Origin of the sequence: Candidatus Ruminimicrobiellum ovillum, assembly GCF_002392975.1 — a bacterium.
Taxonomy (GTDB): domain Bacteria; phylum Elusimicrobiota; class Endomicrobiia; order Endomicrobiales; family Endomicrobiaceae; genus Ruminimicrobiellum; species Ruminimicrobiellum ovillum.
This window is the reverse complement of the sequence record NZ_DGIC01000009.1, coordinates 371,424-393,829: the sequence shown is the minus strand read 5'-3', so window position 1 is coordinate 393,829 and position 22,406 is coordinate 371,424. Positions and strand designations below refer to the sequence as shown.

The window sequence follows — 22,406 nt, the reverse complement described above, 5'->3', positions numbered from 1 at the left end:
CAACTATAAATGAGTATAAAAAATTTAAAAAATTCAAAGAAAAAGCCGCAAAATCTTAACTTCACGGATTTTGATGAAGTAAAATTGACAGTTGCAAGTCCTGAGGATATAAGATCTTGGTCTTACGGTGAAGTAAAAAAACCGGAAACCATAAATTACAGAACATTTAAACCGGAAAGAGACGGTTTGTTCTGCGATTGTATATTCGGGCCTACAAAAGATTGGGAATGTCATTGCGGAAAATATAAATACATAAAACATAAAGGTATTATCTGCGACAGATGCGGAGTTGAAGTTACCGAGTCTAAAGTAAGAAGAGAAAGATTCGGTCACATAGATTTAGCGGTTCCCGTTGCACATCCTTGGTTCTTAAAGAAACCTCCTTCAAGAATAGGTATTTTGTTGAATATGAAAATATCCGACTTGGAAAAGGTTATTTATTATACAAAGTATGTTGTAACAAACACATTGAAAGATGCTTCAGGTATAGTGCCCATTCTTCATAAAGGTTCTTTATTGAAAGAAGAAGAATATAATTTGTTCCAATACGGAATGAAAAGTGCTGTTGTTAGAGATGAGTTGAAAAATGTTTTTGACGGTATAGTTGCCGAAGAAATCGAACTTGACAGTGATGAAAAAGTTTTGAAAAAACAACTCGACAGACTTATCAAAACAATGGCAGACTACAGCGGAGAAAAGAAAGCCGATGTTATAAAGAAAATAGCTGAAAATATTGCTAACGGTGCAAAATATTATAAATGTTATTTTAAGCCTCACTCAATATATTTTTATGATGTTGAAGGTTCACAAAAATCCGAATTGAAAAAGATTCTTGCTTCAGCTTTCGAGAAAAATTCGGATGTTTCAATATCCGAACCGGATAAAAAAATAAGAATAGAGTTTTTCGATAACGAAAAAGAAAAAGTATTTTTGGAACTTAGAAAAAATGCAGAAGGTTTAAAACCTTTTGAAGGTAAATTGAAAGTTGAAATTTTCAGAATGGAAATGCCGATACTCAAAACATTTTCAAAACCTGAAACGCCTATATTGTTGGAAGATACCGATGTTAAGAAATTTCAAACCGGGTTCGGTGATGATTTAAAAGTTGATATCGGAGCTTCGGCAATAAGAAAATTATTGGAAGAAATAAATCTTGAAGAAGAACAAAAACAAATTCAAAAAGAAATTGCCGGCTGTTCTTCGGATATGGAAAGATCAAGACTTATCAGAAAACTCAGAGTTGTAGAAGGATTCAAAAATTCCAACACAAGACCTGAGTGGATGATACTTACTGTTCTTCCTGTTATTCCGCCTGATTTAAGACCTTTGGTAGCTTTGGAAGGCGGAAGATTTGCGGCTTCGGATTTAAACGATTTATACAGAAGAATTATTAACAGAAATAACAGATTAAGACATATAGAACAATTAAAAGCTCCTACAGTGATGATAAACAACGAAAAGAGATTGTTACAGGAAGCGGTAGATGCTTTAATAGATAACGATTCCATGGCAAGACCTGTTACCGGTGCCGGCAACAGAGTATTAAAATCTTTGTCGGATACATTAAAAGGTAAACAAGGAAGATTCAGACAGAACTTGTTGGGAAAAAGAGTTGATTATTCGGGAAGAAGTGTTATCGTTGTAGGACCTTCTTTGAAACTTAATCAATGCGGTATTCCTAAAGAAATGGCATTGGAATTGTTCAAACCTTTTATTATAAGAGAACTTATTAACCAGGAAGGTGCAACATTAAAATCCGCAAGAAGAATTCTTGAAAGAGGAGATGTAAGAGTTTGGGGAATATTGGAAAAAGTAACAAAGAATCATCCGGTATTGTTAAACAGAGCTCCTACACTTCACAGACTTGGTATTCAAGCTTTTGAACCTATATTGGTTGAAGGTAAATCAATACAATTACATCCTTTAACATGTACGGCATTCAACGCTGATTTCGACGGAGACCAGATGGCAGTGCATGTTCCTATATCTATAGAAGCACAACTTGAAGCAAAAATGTTGATGATGACAACAAAGAACATATTGTCACCTTCATCAGGTAAACCTATAACCGTTCCGGGACAGGATATCGTTTTGGGAAGTTGCTTCATAACAAAAGAGAAAAAAGGTGTATTGGGTGAAGGAAGTATATTCTCAAGCGTAGATGAAGTTATAAGTGCATACCAACAAAAAGAAGTAGATTTGCAGGCAAGAATAAAGGTTGCGGGAATAACAACATTAAGAGATCCTAACCTTAAAGACAGTGAACAAAAAGATTTATCAAAATGGAAAAATGATGATAAGAAAGGAATAATTAACTATACAACTGTAGGTAGAGTTATATTTAATGAACATTTACCTAAAAACGATGACGGTTCTTATGCATTGGGATATAAAAACAAATCGTTCGGTAAGAAAGATTTGGTAGCGATTATTGATGAATGCTTTAAGAAACTCGGTCAATATAAGACGGTTGTATTGTTGGATGAAATTAAGAGCTTAGGTTACAAATATGCAACTTTGGCAGGTGTGTCGATTTCTATAGACGCAATGAATGTTCCGCCTGAAAAAGACAAGATGGTTTCCGAAGCTAAAAAACAAGTTAAAGCAATTGAAAAACAAGCAAAATTAGGTTTGATAACCGAAAGTGAAAGATACAACAAAATCATTGATATTTGGACAAAGGTTACAGACGGTGTTGCGGATATCATGTTTGATGAAATGAAAAAGACAGAAAATGAGCCTTACGAACCTAACAAAAACAGATTTAATTCAGTTTATATGATGGCGGATTCCGGCGCCAGAGGTTCAAGACAACAGGTAAGACAGCTCGCAGGTATGAGAGGTCTTATGGCAAAACCTCAAAAGAAACTCTCCGGAGGTGTAGGTGAAATTATCGAAACACCTATTATCGCAAACTTCAGAGAAGGTCTTTCAATTTTGGAATACTTTATTTCTACTCACGGTGGTAGAAAAGGTCTTTCCGATACAGCATTGAAAACCGCAGAAGCAGGATACATGACAAGAAAACTTGTTGATGTATCTCACGATGTAGTTGTAACGGAACACGATTGCGGAACTCCTAACGGAGTGTTTATTGGAGATTTGAAATCGGGTGAAGAAACAATCGAAAAGATAGATGAGAGAATTGTAGGTAGAGTTGCACTCGACAATGTTGTTGGTATTATTCAACACGGTGATGATATACAAGAAGAGCTTATTGTAAAAAGAGGAGAACTTATAACTCTTGAACAAGCAAAGAAGCTTATGGAAGCGGGTATCGATAAAATCGGTATCAGAAGTGTGTTAACTTGCGAAGCTGAACACGGAGTTTGTGCAAAATGTTACGGTTTAAGCCCTGCAACAGGCAAACTTGCCGAAGTCGGTGAAGCGGTAGGTGTTGTTGCCGCACAATCAATCGGTGAGCCGGGTACGCAGCTTACATTGAGAACATTCCACATCGGTGGTGCCGCAAGTACGGTTACACAAAAATCCGAAATATATGCGGAAAAAGACGGAACTGTGGATTTTTATAATTTGAAATGTATTAAAAACAGAGACGGCGAAACATTGGTTGTCAGCAGAAATACGGAACTTGTATTTACGGAAACATCTCCTAGAAGAAGACAAGTTCACAAGATTCCTTACGGTGCCGTAATATATGTTAAAGACGGTCAGGATGTTACATTAAAAGAAGATCCCGCAACAAAAACAAAGAAACATATTTTACTTGCAAAATGGGATCCTCATTCAAAATCAATTATTTCGGAATATGAAGGTAAATTGAAATATGTTGATATAAAAGACGGTGTTACATTACAGAAAGAAAAATCAAAAATTACCGGTCAGATTGAAAGAGTAATTATTGAAGACAGAACAAGAAAACACAGACCTAAATTTGTTATTGAAAACGGCGGTAAAACAGTAGTTGAATATCCGTTACCTGTAGATACAACTCTTATGGTAAAAAGCGGTGACGAAATTAAGGTCGGCGATATATTAGCCAAAATGCCTCAGGAAGCAACAAAGGTTAAAGATATTACCGGAGGTCTTCCGAGAGTATCTGAATTGTTCGAAGGAAGAAAACCTAAGAACGTTGCAGTTGTTTCCGAAATTGACGGTATAGTTAAGTTCGGTGAAGCAACAAAGAAAGGCGCATTGAAAGTTAAAGTTGTTGATCCTGAAACAAAGATAGAAAAAGAATATGTTATTCCGTTAGGAAGACATTTGGTTGTATACGAAGGAGATAAAGTAGAAGCCGGAGAAGCTCTTTCCGACGGTGCAGTAAATCCGCACGATATTCTTAAAGTTAAAGGTCCTAAAGTTGTTCAGGAATATCTTGTAAACGAAATACAGCAGGTTTACAGATTGCAGGGTGTATCGATTAACGATAAACATATAGAAGTTGTTGTAAGACAAATGTTGTCCAATGTAAGAATCACCGAAGAAGGTTCAAGTAAGTTCCTTAAAGGTGAAATTATATCAAGATATAAATATGAAAATGAAAGAAAGAAATTAAAAGGAGAAGGAAAAACATTACCTAAGGCTCAACCGGTATTGTTAGGTATAACAAAAGCCGCACTTTCATCGGATTCGTTTATATCGGCAGCAAGCTTCCAGGAAACGACAAGAGTATTAACGGAAGCTGCAGTATCCGGACAAATAGATGTTCTTAGAGGATTAAAAGAAAATGTTGCTATAGGTCATTTAATACCTGCTGGTACAGGACTTAAAGCACAAGAAGATAAATAAAAAATAATTTTAAAGAAATTATAAATTAAATTAGAGGGAAGGGAAGAATGCCAACAGTTAATCAGTTAATTTCAGGCGGAAGAAAACAAGTTATACAAAAAACGAAATCTCCTGCATTGAAAAGTTGTCCACAAAGAAGAGGAGTTTGTACAAGAGTTTATACAACAACTCCTAAAAAACCTAATTCAGCTTTGAGAAAGGTAGCCAGAGTAAAATTGACATCAGGTTATGAAGTTACTTCATATATACCGGGTGTAGGTCATAACTTACAGGAACATTCAATTGTTCTTATAAGAGGCGGAAGAGTAAAAGATTTGCCTGGTGTTAGATACCATATCATCAGAGGAGCATTAGATGCTACCGGAGTAGATGGTAGAAAACAATCAAGAAGCAAATATGGTGCAAAAAGAGCAAAAGCAGCAAAGAAATAATATAAAAGTATATAAGTAAAAAGAGGATAATCAAATATGCCAAGAAAAGCATTAAAACCAAGAGAAAAAAGAGGAATGCCGAAAGGTGATTCCGTTTATAATTCAGTATTATTAGCAAGATTTATAAATAAGTTAGACCACAGAGGAAAAAAGAGTTTAGCTGAAAAAATAATTTATAAAGCATTTGAAATAATGAAAGAAAAAACCGGTGAAGAACCGTTGGAAGTATTCAACAGAGCTATTGAAAATGCAAGACCGTTATTGGAAGTTAGACCAAGAAGAGTCGGCGGAGCAACATATCAGGTTCCTATGGAAGTTCCTATGATAAGATCAACCACTCTTGCTATGGATTGGATAATGGAAGCAGCAAGAAATAAAACAGGCAGACCTATGTGTGAAAAACTTGCACAGGAATTTATGGATGCAAGTAAAAAAGAAGGTTCTGTTATGAAAAAAAGAGAAGATACACATAAAATGGCAGAAGCTAATAAAGCTTTCGCCCATTACAAATGGTAATCTAAACCGAAAATTTCGGGTTACAATTTTTAAACACAAGAGCTTATGTACTAATTTCGTACACATCGCTCTTGTGTTTTTTTTTATTTCACCTTGAACTTTTTGGTTTATTCTTTGCCTCCATACATCCATACCTCCATCCTTCTACAAGGCAAATTTGTTTACAATTTTTTCACAAGTTATTATTGAAAAATCAATATGTATAGACTATAATATAAAGTATGAAAGTGTCTTTTATGAAGCAATGTATATCATTGTTTATATTTTTATTTGTTTTTGCAAATTGTTTAGCTGTTCCTTTTTCTAAAGGTATAGCGGATAATTTTGTAAAAGGTTCGTCATTGGAACAAATTTTATTTGCCGTTCAAACACCGTCGGATATTTTGTCATCGATGATGCAAACGGATAAAACATCACAACAAAATAAAGAAAACAAAAAACAAAAAGATACAAATTTATTTTATGAATATTTGTTACCTGTAGAAATAACTCTTCCTGCCGTGTCAAGTATAAGTAGTATGTTAACATCAAATATTAGTATATATGCGACGGAAAATTTTGTTTCGGATGTTGAATATCCGATAAAAATACCGTTCTTGGATTTTATCTTTCTGTTATTAATATTAAAAGTAATATTTACTATGTTAAAAAGATCTATATCGATAAATTATAATAAAATTAATATAGATAGGGCTTGTATTGTGTAGTAAAACAATGCAAGCTTTTTTTATTGGAAAAATGGAAAAAATTTTTAACAAAATTAAAAAATCAATAGCGGTTTTAACGGCAACAAGTTTGCTTATTTCTTTTGTTGTGGGACCGACTGCGGCAAGTGCCATAAATAATGAACAAACCGCAAAACAATATAACCAAATTTTTAAAGAATTTATTTTGCCGTATAGTTACGGTAAAATAACGAAATCACATTTCGCCGGAACAGACAGAGTAATAATCAATATACAAGATTTGCACTGCCATCCTAAAGTTCAAAAAAATATAGCTAATATTATAGAAACTTTCGATAAAAAGTATGGAATAAACAATATATATTTGGAAGGTGCTTACGGAGATGTAAGTACACAATGGATTGTTGATAAAATAAGTAAAGATAAATCCTTATTGGAAAAAATGATGGATACCGGAAGATTGACCGGAGCCGAATATTATAGTGCATTGAGCGGAAAAACGGAAATAATTAAAGGGTTGGAAGAAAAAGAACCTTATTTGGATAATATAGTAAGATTAGGCAGTATTTTAAATAATCAGGAAAAAATAGATTTAATATTAAAAGCGCTGGATGAATCCGTAAACGAATTAAAGAAAAAATATTATTCGAAAAGACAGTATAAAATAGAACATTTGTTTAAAGAATATAAAGACGGCAAAATAAATTCTCAAAAATATTATACATTGTTATCGAAACATATAGATAAGTTGGGAATTGATTTAACAAAATATGAAAACACTCTTATATATGTAACTCTGTTAAATTCACAAAAAGATTTGAACTATAAGCAAATAACAAAAGAATTACAAAGTTTAATTGCCGTATTAAAACAACAATTACCATACAATGCTTATAAATCATTGTTGGAAAATACATCAAACTTTCAAGAAGTTGAAAAATTATATTCTTATATAATTCAGTTGGATAAAGTTTATAACTTGGATATCTCTTTAAAATTTACGGAGTTGGATAAATATTTTAAATACATAGAATTAAGCAAAAAAATTAATCCTGTGGAATTAGTAAAAGAAGATGAATTTTTATCACAAGAAATAAATACAAGATTTTCTCAAACACCTGCCCAAAAAGATGTAGTATTTTTGGTTCATTTCGGCAGATATTTAAGAGATTATGTAACCACCAAAATAACGTTGGAAGATTATAAGTACTATAAAGAAAATATAGAACAATACAGAAAAATATATAACAAATATGTAGATAACAGAGTATTGAGTTTGTTGGATGAGTATATTTCTCAAATAGACAAATTTTATGAAATAAATATGGATAGAAACCTTTATTTCACAAGAAATATGTTTGAAAACAACGAACAATTTTTAAAAATAGAAGATGTTAAACAAGCTGTTGATGATATAAATAAAATAATAAGTAATATGGATGAAGTAAAAAAAGTTGATGTTGTTGTTACCGGAGGTTTTCATTCTCAAACGGTAACGAAATTATTGGAACAACAAAATGTAAGTTATATTGTTATAACTCCGAATGTTACCGACGGAATAAAGTTGGCTGAAGAAACGTATTACGAATTGGCAAAAGAACAAAGTAAAATTTCTTTTCAAACAATAGCACCGGTTATAGCTTCATTGTCGCCTCAACTGCAAGCTGTTTTATTAAGTAAGATAGAAAGTAAAAATACTGAAAAGATAGAACAAATAATGAAAATGGATGAAGCCGAAAGAGCACAAACAATTGCGGATTTGGCTGCTGCGAAATTGTTGGAAAGTGACGATTTGGGTAACCTAAAAGAAACACTTAATGAAATCGTTAAAAATCTGGTAGATGAATATCATAAAGAAAAAGTAACACCTGAACTTGTATCAAAAATAAAAAATTTACAAAGATTACTTAAAGACAAAGAAAAATTGCAAACAGTAATAGATTTATTGAATGAAGGTACTGCAAAACAAGCAGTAATGGTTGTAAGTGAAATATATGATGAACTTTACGGGCAACTTTTTGGCGTTTTTGTGTCTTTGGCTGACAAAGAAAGGTTAGCACCGTCGGAAAGAAAAGATTTTGATATAGATAACGGCATTGAAAAATATAGTGAAGATGAGGAGTACTACGAATATGATTATTATGATGAATTGGAACTTTGGTTTTCCGATGATGAGATTATAGAATTAAGCAGAAAAATTATTACGGAAGGCCAATATACTAAAGATATTGAAGATTTTATATGGTATTTGGGCAAACATAATATGGCCGATTACGAATTGTTAAATAAGATTCTTGCGGAATTGAAATCTATAAAAAACAGTGAGATAAAAAAAGAATATTGCGGTGTTCTTTATGCTTTGATAGACAAAGATAAGAATAAAAGTGATGAAGAAAAAGCTTTAAAAACAAAAGAAAAAATAATGGCTTTTTTTGAAAAGCCTAAACTTGTACAATTAAAAATTTGTGAAATTTTTTCAATTATTAATATTGATTATAATGATTTCATAAAAGAAGATTTCTTTGATGCATTGTTGGATGTTATTAATAAGAAAGGATATGAAGACAGAGATTTTGAATTACTGTTTGAAATTATAGGGGAATCAAGATTTATTGCCGAACTTGGCAGAGAAAATTTATACGATTTCTTTAATTTAAGTATTGAAAAAAGAAGATTAGTATATAATTTTTATAAAAATTCGGAAAATAATCCGGATATTAATATTAATCAATTATCTTTAAATTTTATACTGTTCGCTTTAAATAAATATAATTTAAACGATGAACAATTTAATTATATAATGAATTTAATTTGCTCTGTCGATTTAAGTAACGATAATACGGGAAAAGAGTATATCGGAAAATTAAAAGAAAAAGAAATTAATTTGTTGGTTCTTGAACAATTTAAGTATATAAACGAACATAACAGGTATATAGTAGATTTGCTTTTCAGCGATATCGATAAAAAACATATTAAAATTATTATTTCCCAACTTCAAGATATAATAAATTTGTTTAACGACTTACAAGAATACCAAATAGACACTTTGGAAACGGAAAATAGGGGCTTGGCCCTGTCGATATTATCCAATTATACATTTAGAGAATATTGCAAACAAAACAATATTACCGATATTGTAAAACAATATCAATTGGCTATTCGTGTTTCAAGAAGGATGTATGCAATAACGGGAGAAAAGATTTTTTCGTTATCGAGCATTAAAACGGATAATATAATAAAAGAAACCTTAACTTATTATGAAAACATAAATAAAATAATTTCTCTTCTTGATTTATTCACGGATAAAACCGCGGTATTTTCTTTGCATAACAGTGAAAGAAATAATTTGGATAAAGGTTTCAGGTTTACATCTACGGGAATAAAAGAACTTTTTAAAAGATTGGAAATAAAACCTGAAGTTTTTGAAACAATAGAAATTTCTTTTTTAGACAAGATATCGGATTTTATAAATGCAACAGAACAAGATGAAATAAATAAACAGACTTTATTGAATTTTGTTAACAATCTTGACGGCAGTATAGTATTAAAAAAAGATATGTTAGATTATATATCGAAACAAAAAAATAATATGCTGTCCAAAAGAACACTTAACAGATATATCGGCAGATTAAAAACTACGGAACCGCTTGTAGAGGCAAATCGTTTCTTAAAGTTTATAGAACATTTCAACGATTACGGACAGGAAAAAGGTGTGTTTATTTTTGACGGACACGGTTTAGACGATAGATTTTTTTACTCGGACAATGCAGCTGTTTCGGTTGAACGAATATCGCAAGCATTAATAAATGCACATAAGAACGGTGTCAATTTAGAAAACTTAACATTAATGTTTTCAAGTTGTCATTCTTATAAATTTTCCGATAATATTATTAACACATTGATGGAACACGGAATTACCGAATTTCCTCAAATAATTACCGATGCCGGAAAAGAAACGGTTTATGCTTACACAAAAACATTCGATGCGGATGGAAAACAAATTAAAACTTCAAACTTGTTTTATTCATTGTTTAAATTTTTGGAATCAAAAACTTCCGAAGAATTACAACAAATGAAAGGTCGTTTATCTTTTAAAGATGTTGCCGATGCACCGAGATATTTGTCTAATAATACAATACTTGTAACAAATCGGGAAATAGATAATTTAAATCGAGAATTGGAACAAACGATTCGCGGTATAATAGGAGAAGAACTTGAAGTTGAAGATATGTCTTCCGTTAGAGCAAAAGGTAAATATAGTGCTTATGCGGAAATGATGCTTCCCGTTACAAAACAAATTTTGGATTTTATCGGAAATCTCAGAATAGTAAAAAGAATATATAAAAATAATGCGGGAGAAAATTTTAAATTTACAAGAATAGGTGTAATACTGGGTGCGGTTATAGAAGTAATTCCGTTTTTTATGCCGACTTTTATAAATGCTCATGGTTTTGACCCTTCCGTAAAAGCCGGAATGATAGCTGTTGTATGGGGAGTTAGGGCATTAACTATCGGTATAGGAATTGCTACGGGGTCTGCCCCGATAGCGGTACTTTCCAATATAATTTTACATTCCGTTTGGAACAGATTTGTAATATCAATAGGGAGAAAAGATCTCCTTTTACAAACCTCAAAACCCGAAGAAATAACAATTCCCGAACAAGAATCAAAAGAAGAAAAAGGAAGAGATTTGTCACAGGAAGAAACAGCCGGATATGAACAACATTTGCAAAAGACTATTTTGCAAAATGATATTCAATATCAATATCAACCAAATCCGGAATTAAAGAAAAATATAGAAGAAATATTCGGCAATTTGCTTGATGCAATGGTTGCACAAGGAAAAATTACCGAAACACAAAGGCAACAATACGGAATTCACTATTATTACTCTCCCGTAGCAAATGCGTATACCGTAATAAACAGTAAGGATGTATTCATATTCAGTGAGTTGTTATATGAATTATCGGAACAAATGCATAGAGAAGGTAAAGAACTTACAAAAGATCATATAGCAGCAATACTTGCACATGAATTACAGCATACAACTCAGGAAAATAAAGTTTATACCGGTTATAGAACTGTTCAAGGTGATAACAAAAGAAAAGAATATGATGCGGACAGAGAATCTATTTTTATATTGGAACAGGCAGGATATAACCCGAGAGCTGTTGAAGAAATGATGAATGCACTTATTTCTCTTTCGCGAACAAATGCATTAGCGGCATTTTTTGATGCACATCCCAATACCGAAGACAGATTAAAAGAAATATCTGAAATTTTAGAAGATCCGTCTTTGGTGTTTTTATCTATGACAATGCCGCAACAACCTCTTAATATTTCTTCTATGCAACAATACGGGCAAGATTTTAAAAAATATTTGGATGCAAATTTTGATAAAGGCTCAAGTTACAGTTATTCTCTTAAAGGAGACCAATTGCAGAAAATTTTTGATGAAACCGATTTCTTTGAACAAATGAGTATATTTGATATGAGTAAAGATATAGATTTTTATAATAGTTCTACAAAAGATTTCATATTCAATAATATTTTAAACGGTAATTACAAATTTTTTACAAAAGGCGAAAACGATTTTATAAGAAATTGCGGCATTGAAGAAAAAGAATTTATTTATCATCTTTTGTTTGTTTCTTTAAAGAACAGCGATATTATTAAAAATTTGAAAGATAAACAAAAAACAAATTTATTTGATTTTTGTATCAATGTGTTTGAGTTTGAAAAAATAAAATATCCGGATATTCTTTTTGATATGGTGGCGACAATGAATCCTACTCAAGCCACTTTAAAGGCTTTTCTTGATTTTAGAAAAAATAATGGCATAACAATATCTTTTTACACGGAAGAAAATGCCTATTTCTATTTGACGAATTATAAGTACTTAACCAGAAGTGAAATATCCTCTTTGTTGGAAAAATTGATTCCATACAATGACGATTTTTTTAGATTGGATAATGATGATTGGAATGACTATAACCTTTCTGCGATATTTGAAAGTTTTAGCCAAGAACAGAAAAACGAAAGTCTTAAAATAATATTGGAAATTTTGAAAGAAAATAAAGATTTGCCTTTTATGGGAAAAGATCCTATTGGTTTTATTAATGTTGTTTTGAACAGCGATGTGTTAACAAAACAAGAAAAATTTGAATATCTTTTAAAACTTTCAAAATGTATAGAAAAGTATAAGCCGTTAGTGTGTTATCAATCACTGAATTTGTTTGATGACTTAAATTCCGATAAGACTGATTTTGAAAAATTGGTACATCTGTTTGAAGTTTTGAATGCTTTGGAAAACAGCTATTATCTTACCGATATTTATTCTTATTTCGAATTGATAGACAGGTATAATGTTTCCGAACATGATTTTGATGCCGAAGAATTAAAGAATTTTGCTTTTACGATAAAGAATTTTACCGTAAAATTTGATATCTTTTTCTTAGGGTATTTTCTAAAGTTAAAAAATCCGGAAGTTAAATTTTATTTTTCCAAACCATATGATATTTATGATAAAAAATATTCCGACGGCGTATGTTTATATCCGGGAATGGATGTAGAAAAAATAGACAGAAAATTGTTGGAAAATATAACATTGGATGACCTTATCGAATTCCAAAATTTTATGATGGACAACCATTATTATTGCCAAAGTGTATCTTTGTTGGCTAATTTCGTGGCAGATAATATTTTAAATTTGAAAGCTACGGAAAAAATCAAAATAAAAAAACTTTTAACATTGCTTCCGAAAGGTAAGAACAATATTTCTATAACGGGAAATGTGTCGGCGATACCTTATGAACATTTAAAAAATCTTGTAGATATGCAGATTTTTTATAAGGATACGGATGAACAAAGCAGAGAGGTTCCCAAATCGGAAACAGAAACAAGTTTTATTGCTTTTTATGTCCCGCTCTTGGAATTTAGAACATTTAACCCGGACTATTTCGCAGTTTCATTCGAACAAATGATTGAAGATATAAAAAAACAATTTGATGCATATGACTATTTGAAAGAACTCACGGAAGCGGAAGAAAAAGGAGAAGAACCGGAAATTTATTATTCGGAAGGTGCGGGAGATATCGGAAATCCGGATGTTCCGGAGCAACGAATAAGAAATATGGAAATAGAAAAAGCTTGGCTTTTCGAACTCCATAGAATATTTAATTTAACCCCAGAAGAAAGAAATGTTGAGTTTAGCTATGATGGAGAAAATTTTGTTTATACATATTTTGAAATAAACGAACAATTGTTTACCGATACAAATTTTGTACCTACATCACAACAGGCACAAGAACTGATAAATGCATTTTCAATTATAAAAAAAGAATTACCGCAAGAAACGGTGGATGTTTATGCGAAGATGGTGTATTTATTATTGAAAAGAAATCCGAATTTATCGGTATTTTCTTCCGCAAAAAATAATTTGGAATTGTTAGATTTATTATTTGAAGATTTTTCTGTGGTGAAAGATGATTATATAACGGAATTGTTGGACAGTTATGATGTTACCGTTGAAGAATACATGAAAATAATATCTAAAACAAGATTATATTTCTTCGGTTTAAATTCGGAAGATAACAATAAGAATGTCAGCAGTATGGAAATGATAAATACTATTTTACCTACATTGTCGGATTCCGAAAAAACAAAATTTTTCTTTTGGCTGTTAAGCGGTAATGATTCATACAAACCACAAATGCTTAAACAGGTAAAAATAAGTAATTTTAAGTATGAGGGAGAAATTAATTTTGATTCATTACAGCAAAGTTTTAGATTAATGACAAAAACCGAAAGAGAAAACTTTATAAGAAAAATTCTTTTAGGAAAGTCCGGTATTCTTGAAAACGGCAAAGCGAATGCGGAAAGAAATTCTAAAGAATTCGAACAAGGTTTGAAAAATGTTTTATTTGATGATTTCTTCTTATCTTCTTTAGGCAGTTCAAAAATTAAGGCGTCTTCAATATCAATAGTTTTTAAAGAAGTTTTTTCAATAGTGTTTAATAATTTAAGCAATGAGAGAAAAGTTTTATTTGTAAATAACTTAATTTCCGCTCTTGCCGAAATAAAGAGTAGTGATGAAAATGATACCGACGAACAAAAAGCTCGTCAGTTAGGCAGATTGATTGTCGCTTTGGGGACAAGTTCCGGAGTCGCCGTAGTTAAACTTTTACAAATATTATCCAATAACAGAGTTTTCGAAGCATTGGACGATAAATACGGAGTAATAATAAATGAAGAAGTTGCAAAAGTTAAAGATGAAAATGAACCGTTATCTAAATCGGTTTTGTTTCAATATTTAGAAAAATTAGGACTTTCTTCCGATATAGAATATGTCGGTAAAAGATTAGGCTCTGCTTCTATAGGAATAACTTATTTGTTGAAATTAAAAGATATGTCTGAGCTTGTTGTTGCCAAAATAAAAAGACCTAATATAAATAAAAATTATTCCGAAGATTTTCAAATTGCCGATAAGATATTGGAATATTTTAAAGGTGACAGCAGTTTGCTTCCTTCTATATACAAAAAAACTCTTCCCGCATCGGATAAATTGAAATCTTTATTTGACGAAGAACTTGAATTCGAAAAAGAATCCGGAAATTTAAAAGCTTTTAATGAACAGCTGAAACAAAGAAACAGTAAAATAAGAGTTCCTCAATTAATAGAAACAATAAACGGAATAAAAGTATATACTCAAAACTTATTCTTGCAGACAACAGCAAAAGGAACAACTTTAGATAAAATAAAAGGTTCAAAAAAACAAAGAAGCAGAATATATTTTGAAGTTTTGAAAGAATTTTTTACCGAAATTTTCGTTGATCCTATAGAAAACGGGGAAGCTTTATATCATGCCGATTTGCATACCGGGAATATTTTTGTAGATGAGAGTGGAAATATATCTTTTATAGATTTGGGCGGAGTCGGAAAAGTTTCCGCTCAACAAAGTAAAGCATTAAAAGATATATTTATGTATTTGTATTCCGGTAAGTATAGTGAATTTATAAATGCATTAAAATCTTATAATCCCAAACTTTATGAAGATTTGGAGCAGGATAATTCTCTTAAAAAAATAGAAGAAATATTAAATAGAAAAACAAGTTTGGAAAGCAAATTTGTAGATTTGTTTGAAGTATTTAATTCATTGGAAAATATTGACAGTGATTTTATGATGTTTATACAGGCAATAAGTAAAATATCAGGTTATCTTGATAATTTAGATAAACAAGAACAATTATCATTATTAAATAATTTAAATTTTGACAGAGGTATACAATTTAAGATAATACTGGATAATATTTTAACTGATATTGTTTCGGTATTTAAAAAAATACATTTCGGTAAAAAACAAAAACAAGAAGAAAGTCGCGAAATTACACAAGAAGATATATTTAGGGAAAAACTTTTATCTAATTATCCGGATATGAGTCCCGAAGATATTGATTTATTGTTGTCATTAGATCCGTTTGTCTTGGAATACATAAAAAACAATACTTTTAATTTAACACAACAACGTCTTAAAGCATGCGGATTATTAGCGGATAGATTATATAAGGAACAAAAAATAACGGAACAAAATAATAAGATGAATCTTCTGTTTAAAATGTTTGCGATAACAACTTTTTCCGAAAAAAACATAGAAAAATTGTTGACATTAGATGAAAATACTATTGAAAAAATCATATCGGAAATAACCGAAGATGAAAAAATAGAAATATTATTTGCCAAAGCAGGACAATTTAACATAAAGTTGGTATATAAAAATGATAATTTCTTCAGCGGAAATAAAGATTTTGAAAGAGCTTTAATGTTTGCAAAGGGTGCTAATTTGAACAAAAGTCAAAGTTTATCGTTTTTCTTAGACGCTGATTCGGAATTTATTAAAGCAAGATTGTTATTTGAGGTATTGCCGTCAACGATAGCAAAGGAATTGTTAAAAGATGATTATAAACTAAGTTCGTTATATCATATCGTTAAAGATACAAAATTATCTCTTGAAGACGATGTAGATCTTATAGAAATTCTATCGTCGTTTACCGAATTGGAATTAAGAGATATTGAATTTGAACTTAGAACGTTAAGTGATAATAAACAAAATTTAAAGAGATTTCTTTATTTATATAGGGATTATAGAAATGTGTTTCAACAAAAAGAAGGTTCAACAATATTATCTGTTTTTGTTACCAATAATGAAAATGATGAACAGATTAGAGAGTTTTTTGATTTAGCTATAAAAAATAACTCTGTCGGTACTATTAAATCTGTTGCTTATGCCGATAGAAGCTTTGATATAAAGTTAAGTTCGGAATTCGGTTTAGAACTAATTCTTTTCAGAAGCAAAGCTTTGAATATTCCTATTGATGAGAACGACAAAAATTTCACGGATATGTTAGAAGCTTTAAAGAATATTTCTTCAACAGGAAAAGAAAGAATTTCAAATTTAGATGAAGATACATATAAAAAACTTTTGAGTTTGAACTCACAAGATAGTTTTACGGAGTTGTTGAAATATATTTCCAAGTATGGCTATTACGATGCAAGAGAATTTGAATATCTTTTGAATAAAGCTATTTCATCTAAAAATATCGAAGCGGAAATAAATTTTGACGAAAATGATTATGTGACCGTTTTATTGATAAAAAAAGATGACGGTACGCAATATTCCGTAAGATTGGCATTGACAAGAATAAAAAGTGATGAGACGGATTATATAAGAACAGGCATTAGCGATAGAAAAATGGTTGTTTATTTAAGTTCCGCGGGAGAAAATGCTTTTTCCAAGGCAACAACTCGGTATACGACATTGGAAGATATAGAAAACCTTACCGGAGTAAAAATAGAAGTTTCGGAAAGAAAAATATCCGCAAAAAGTGCAGATTCCAAAGCGGATGTAAGGTTTGTAAAAAACAGAGATATTTCTCAAATAGTTTCTTCTTTACAAAGAATACAAATACCTGCAATTGATGCTCAACAAAAGTCAGATGCGGAAAATATTGCAAATGCCGAAGTTACGGAAACCGTTTATCTTGACGAATCTCCCGAAAAAATTTTAGAAAAAATTGAACGTGCCGTTAAAAATAACAGTTTAATTGTTATATATCCGTTTTCAAATACTTATGATTTGGATTCGTTAACGGATGAGCAATTGTACGCATTGTATTTTGATATTCAGGGGAAATTTTTTGATTTACAGGAATCATTGGAAGACATTTTACCGAAAATAGATAACCAAAGAGCTATGTCGTATGTTCTTAAAGAATTTATGAAAAATGCTTTTGTTCATGGTAATTTATCAAATACATCCGAACCGATATATATTAAATTTATTGAAAACGGTTTCTCCGTAATTAATGCCAAACATACAATAAGCGATGATAAAATCAAGACAAACAGATTGAATTTGTCTGCTGCGGCAACATTAACGGGAGCACACAGAGGTTTACAAATAATACAAGATTATGAAAAAGAAGGACTTATAAGAGTAACACCTGAAGAAAAAAGAAATGTTAAAGCAGGGGAAAAAGAGTATTTTGTAATAACGGCAGTCAAAACAAGCGGAAATGAAATCAAGTTTAATTCTTTAATTGAACGGGTATTTGATAAAAAAGAAGAGATAGAGCGTATAAATGACAGTATTCAAAATAACAGAGATGCAGCTCAAAGAAAAGCCGAAAAGTTTTTGTCGGAAACTTTTACACCTGAAGAATTGGAAATTATCGATTTGTTAGCCTCAACAATATTTGATTCGATTAAATATGTTAATTCCGTGAGAAATACATCTTCCATAGAGTTTGTAAATATATTATATGCATTGCAGAACGGACTTTTTAATTCTAATCTTTTACCGAAACACGGTGAAGATTTAAAACAACACATATTAGGTATGCTGATACATTATATCGAAGTAAGTAAACAGAAAAAAGGTGAAGATAATCTTTTGACAAGAACGGTAAACGGTAACGAAAATATTTTAAACGATATCGCGGATTATTTAGTTGATATTATAGAAAAGAATGACTTAATAGAAAAAAGTAAGACGGAACAAGAAAAAAGAAAAATTAATATGCAACAGTTTATAGACGGCGTAAAAGGTGATGATAAACTCTTTTCCGCTGTTATGATTTGTTCGGCAAACGAAAACAGAAGTGCGATATGGCATATAATGTTTAAAGATTTCTTGGATAAACACAATAAGAGAAATACAAAAGTTTTCTCGGCGGGTGTATTTTATGATATTTCTCAAAGATTTATGAATGAAAATAATACAAACGGAACAAAACCGTTAGTGGAAGATTATATCGAAACTTTGAAATCCGACGACAGATATAAAGATATTAATGAAAACCTAAAGACCGGTTTCAGGTCGAGATATGTTGAATATTTAAATCTTCCGAAAAACAGTCAACCTGTATTTATAGTAGCCGGAGAACAACATAGAGCACAATTGATAAAACTCGGTTACGATTCTTCATGGATATTTTTAATGTCGGATTTTTACAGTGATGACTTTAAAAAAGAATTTAAACAAAAAAATGAAGTTTTAGGGCAACAATTAGAAGATAACAAAGTCTTTTCAATGTCGGAATTTCCCGATCCGTTCGAAAATCAAATTTTAAGGCAAGACTTACCGGAACTTGTAAGAAGTGTTGTTGAATACAGTTTTGAAGGTGAAGCTCCGCAACAACAAGTTCCGGAAGAATTTATAAATCTTACCGATGATTATAACCAGTTTGAACATATGGAAGGATTACCTGATTTTAGTGAAGGTAAAAATCCCAGAGAAAGTATGGAACTTGAAGAAGGAAGACAAAGAGCAATACAATCTTTTAATGAGCAATTGGAAGATATAGCTTCACAAAAGAATCAATTTATTTTCAGAGGAAATACGAAATATTTATATTTATTACAAAATAAGAGAAACAAGTATATTTTGTTGAATATCGTTTCGCAGCCGAAAATAGATTTAAAATTCAGATTGTTTGCATTATTATATTTGGATAGATTAAGTTATGATTTGACTTCGGAAGAAAGAGCTGATATCGACAGATATAAAGCGGCAATAACAAAAAAATTAAAGAAACAAATAGAAAACAATGAATTTACGGTTCAAAACAACCTGGATTTAAGAGCTTATATGATGGGTGTATATTTACTTCTTGAAAATTATTCATACAGAGCACAAGTTCCGAGAAGACTTATCGACAGAGCAATTATAATTAACGGAGATGAAAAAACTATGGGAAGAGACGATGGCCTTTTTGCCGAAGTGGATTTGTTTATAGTTGTTCACGAGTTGACACATGTTATGCTCCGTAAACCTAAACTTTTTAATACTGCCGCTGCCGATGCGTTAGATGAAATGGTTTCTTATATTACACCGAATATATTTTTAAGAAAAATAGCCAATCTGTCGTTTAATGCATATTCCGCAAGACAAAAAAGATATGTAATTAGCGAAACAAACGGTGTTATAGATTATGTGAAAATGGGAAGAAAATTCCATTCTTTATACAGTTTGTTTGATGAAAAAGTCAGCGAACAAAATATTGAGCAGGAAGTGCATTCTGCTCCCATTGCATTTTTGGATTATTTATTTAAAACACATGAATTAATAGGCAAATCCGTTGATTGGGATGTGTTATTGGAAGCAATAGAAGAAATTGATGATTCTACTTTGAGACAGCATTCAATGTTCAAAACAGTATTGAATTCATATTTGAAAATTTCAACAAATAAAGGTTTATTAACAACAGAAGAAACCGAAACCGTAAAGAAAGAAATGGAAAAAATGCAACTGTGGACATTATTGATTAGAGAAATAATGGAAATTATAGAAAAAGGTGCTCCGGAAGTTAATTACTTTTTGAGCAGAGACGGTATTTCTAAAGATAACATTTTGTCAAAGACAAACAAACTAAAAGAAAAAGAAATTTTTGAAAAGATTTTAAAGGCTTACGGAACAAAATTCCAACTTTCGAAAAATGATTTAGTGCTTATGTTTATTATCGATATATTAAAAGATGTTGAATATGAACAACTTGAAAACAATTTTGACGGTGTAATAAGCGGAATTATAGATGCCGTAAACAATGCTGCCGCGGAAAAGAATTTCGATTTACAACAAAGGAACTATACTGTTCAGGATTATATGAAAATGTCTCCTTTTGTAAAAAATAATTTTGTTATTACCGAAAATAAAGGAATGAGTGTAACGGATAATATTTTTGCATATATTGCAAAAAGTTTGGGACAAGTTTTATTTGTCGAACCGTTAATAAACCAAATATTCGGGAAAAAAGATTTAAGTTCTGTTTTAAGTAACAGAAGATTATTGGTAACTTCTTCAACCGAACAAACGGATATGTTAAATAAAATATTGAGTGATAATAATATTGAAGATACAACCGTTGTTACCATGGAAGTTGTTGCTTCTCCGGTAACGGATATTAGAGACGGTATTTATTTGGATGTCGCAAAAGGAATAAAAGCTAAATATGAAAAAAGTAACAACACAATAACCGTTTATTCAAAAAAAGGTATAACCGCAAACACGGAAGAAATACAAGAACTGATAATGCAACAGTATTTTTCGGAAAGATATGAAGATAGTTTTGATGATGTTATAGCTTTTGCGGGTATAAACGATAGCTCATTGCAAGATATAACGGACAGATTAAAAACTGCTTATACTGATTCCGTGTCAATGCCTAACAAAGATACAAATTTCGATTTGTCTTCAAGAACAATAAAAGATCTTGCAACAATGTGTAAACAGGAATTTGTTTCTACGGGGATAAAAACATTTATCATTACATCCGATCAGTTAAGAAATTTTGCCGATGACATAAAATCGTTACAAGAACAGGATTTTAAATTTATAATCTCATGTAAAGTTGACGAAATAACCGATATAACAAATTACGACGGGTTAATAATAGATGCTTCCTCTGCTGAATATACGGATATAAGTCAGGCAATAAATGTTATGGTATCCGTAAAGAAAAATATTTTGAAACAAGGTGTAGGTAAACAAGTGTCTGTTAAATTTGCTAATGATACGTATCAACAGTTTAATAATGAGGGAATAAATATATTCGATACTTACGGAATAGTTCCAATAGTAGTAAATTCATATATGGTAAATTCGATTATCGGTAAATGTGCCGTTGAAAAAATAACGGAAGACAGTATTGACAGATTGATGAGACAAAACAATATTATCGGGTTAGTTATAGATGATGCAAGAATTTTTTCGGACAGGAAAAACAGATTGAAAGAAACAAATACAAAAGAACATAAATACAATAAAGGATATAATGCTTCGTTAAACAGCAAATTTGATTATGTTTGTTCTGATGTAACAAAGTTAAAAGATATTTTATCCATAGATATTAATAGTGAAGAACAGTTGGAAATACTGCAAAATATTGATTTGGAAACATTGAATTTAAGTGCGGATTCTTTAACATATTTGAACTATTTGAAGAGTAAAGGCAGATATGAAGAAATGTTAGGCTTTATAAGAGGTATTGCCATGAATTCCGCAAGAGCTCAAATAATAAAAGGTCTTAAAAATAAAGAAATTAATTTGGATATGGATAAATTTGCTAAAGAAGCCGGCGGTAAATATCAAAAAGCATTCCTTACCGTTGCCGTTCAATTAATGATGGACGATATTGATATAACCGAATTGTTGGAAACAGATTTTATCAATTCCGATATGACAGTCAAAGAGTATTTGGATTCTGTTCTTGAAAAGGTTAACATAAATATTGAGGATATATTGAAACAGAATGAATTTAAGATAGAAAAATCAAAAGATACCGCAAAAACAATAGAAGACTTTAAGAATTATGTAGTATTGTTAGACAACTTGAAGATTATCAAAGAAACAACGGCAAACTTCGATATGTCTATGAAGGCAGTTAGAAGTATGTTGTCCGCCGCATAAAAATTACAAAAAAATGCAAAGCATTTTTTGTTGAATGGTTGAAGAGCTGAAAGGGTGAAAAGT

5 protein-coding genes are annotated in these 22,406 nt (G+C 31.0%); all 5 read left to right on the top strand.

From position 1 onward, the window contains the following. The first annotated feature begins 9 nt into the window (after positions 1-9). The 5 genes from rpoC to B2Y85_RS04560 all read left to right on the top strand — a co-directional run bounded on the left by rpoC (position 10) and on the right by B2Y85_RS04560 (position 22,343). Positions 10-4,749: a DNA-directed RNA polymerase subunit beta' gene (gene rpoC / locus B2Y85_RS04580; protein WP_372519293.1), complete on the top strand. Its 4,740-nt coding sequence runs from the start codon at positions 10-12 to the stop codon at positions 4,747-4,749. A gap of 47 nt (positions 4,750-4,796) precedes the next feature. Further along, positions 4,797-5,180: a 30S ribosomal protein S12 gene (rpsL, locus tag B2Y85_RS04575; RefSeq protein ID WP_372519292.1), complete on the top strand. Its 384-nt coding sequence runs from the start codon at positions 4,797-4,799 to the stop codon at positions 5,178-5,180. A 36-nt stretch (positions 5,181-5,216) separates the two neighbouring features. Then, positions 5,217-5,696 (top strand): 30S ribosomal protein S7, encoded by a 480-nt coding sequence (gene rpsG / locus B2Y85_RS04570; RefSeq protein WP_372519291.1) that lies wholly within the window; start codon positions 5,217-5,219, stop codon positions 5,694-5,696. 236 nt (positions 5,697-5,932) lie between these two features. Next, a complete protein-coding gene (locus B2Y85_RS04565) occupies positions 5,933-6,403 on the top strand; it encodes a hypothetical protein (RefSeq protein WP_372519290.1) in 471 nt (156 codons plus the stop codon). Between the two features lie 31 nt (positions 6,404-6,434). Further along, a complete protein-coding gene (locus tag B2Y85_RS04560) occupies positions 6,435-22,343 on the top strand; it encodes an AarF/UbiB family protein (protein ID WP_372519289.1) in 15,909 nt (5,302 codons plus the stop codon). Positions 22,344-22,406 lie beyond the last annotated feature (63 nt).

Bases quoted from the DNA above. Each gene is read 5' to 3' on its own strand.
- B2Y85_RS04565 (WP_372519290.1), top strand. From the start codon at position 5,933: ATGAAGCAATGTATATCATTGTTTATATTTTTATTTGTTTTTGCAAAT.
- rpoC (WP_372519293.1), top strand. From the start codon at position 10: ATGAGTATAAAAAATTTAAAAAATTCAAAGAAAAAGCCGCAAAATCTT.
- rpsG (WP_372519291.1), top strand. From the start codon at position 5,217: ATGCCAAGAAAAGCATTAAAACCAAGAGAAAAAAGAGGAATGCCGAAA.
- rpsL (WP_372519292.1), top strand. From the start codon at position 4,797: ATGCCAACAGTTAATCAGTTAATTTCAGGCGGAAGAAAACAAGTTATA.
- B2Y85_RS04560 (WP_372519289.1), top strand. From the start codon at position 6,435: ATGGAAAAAATTTTTAACAAAATTAAAAAATCAATAGCGGTTTTAACG.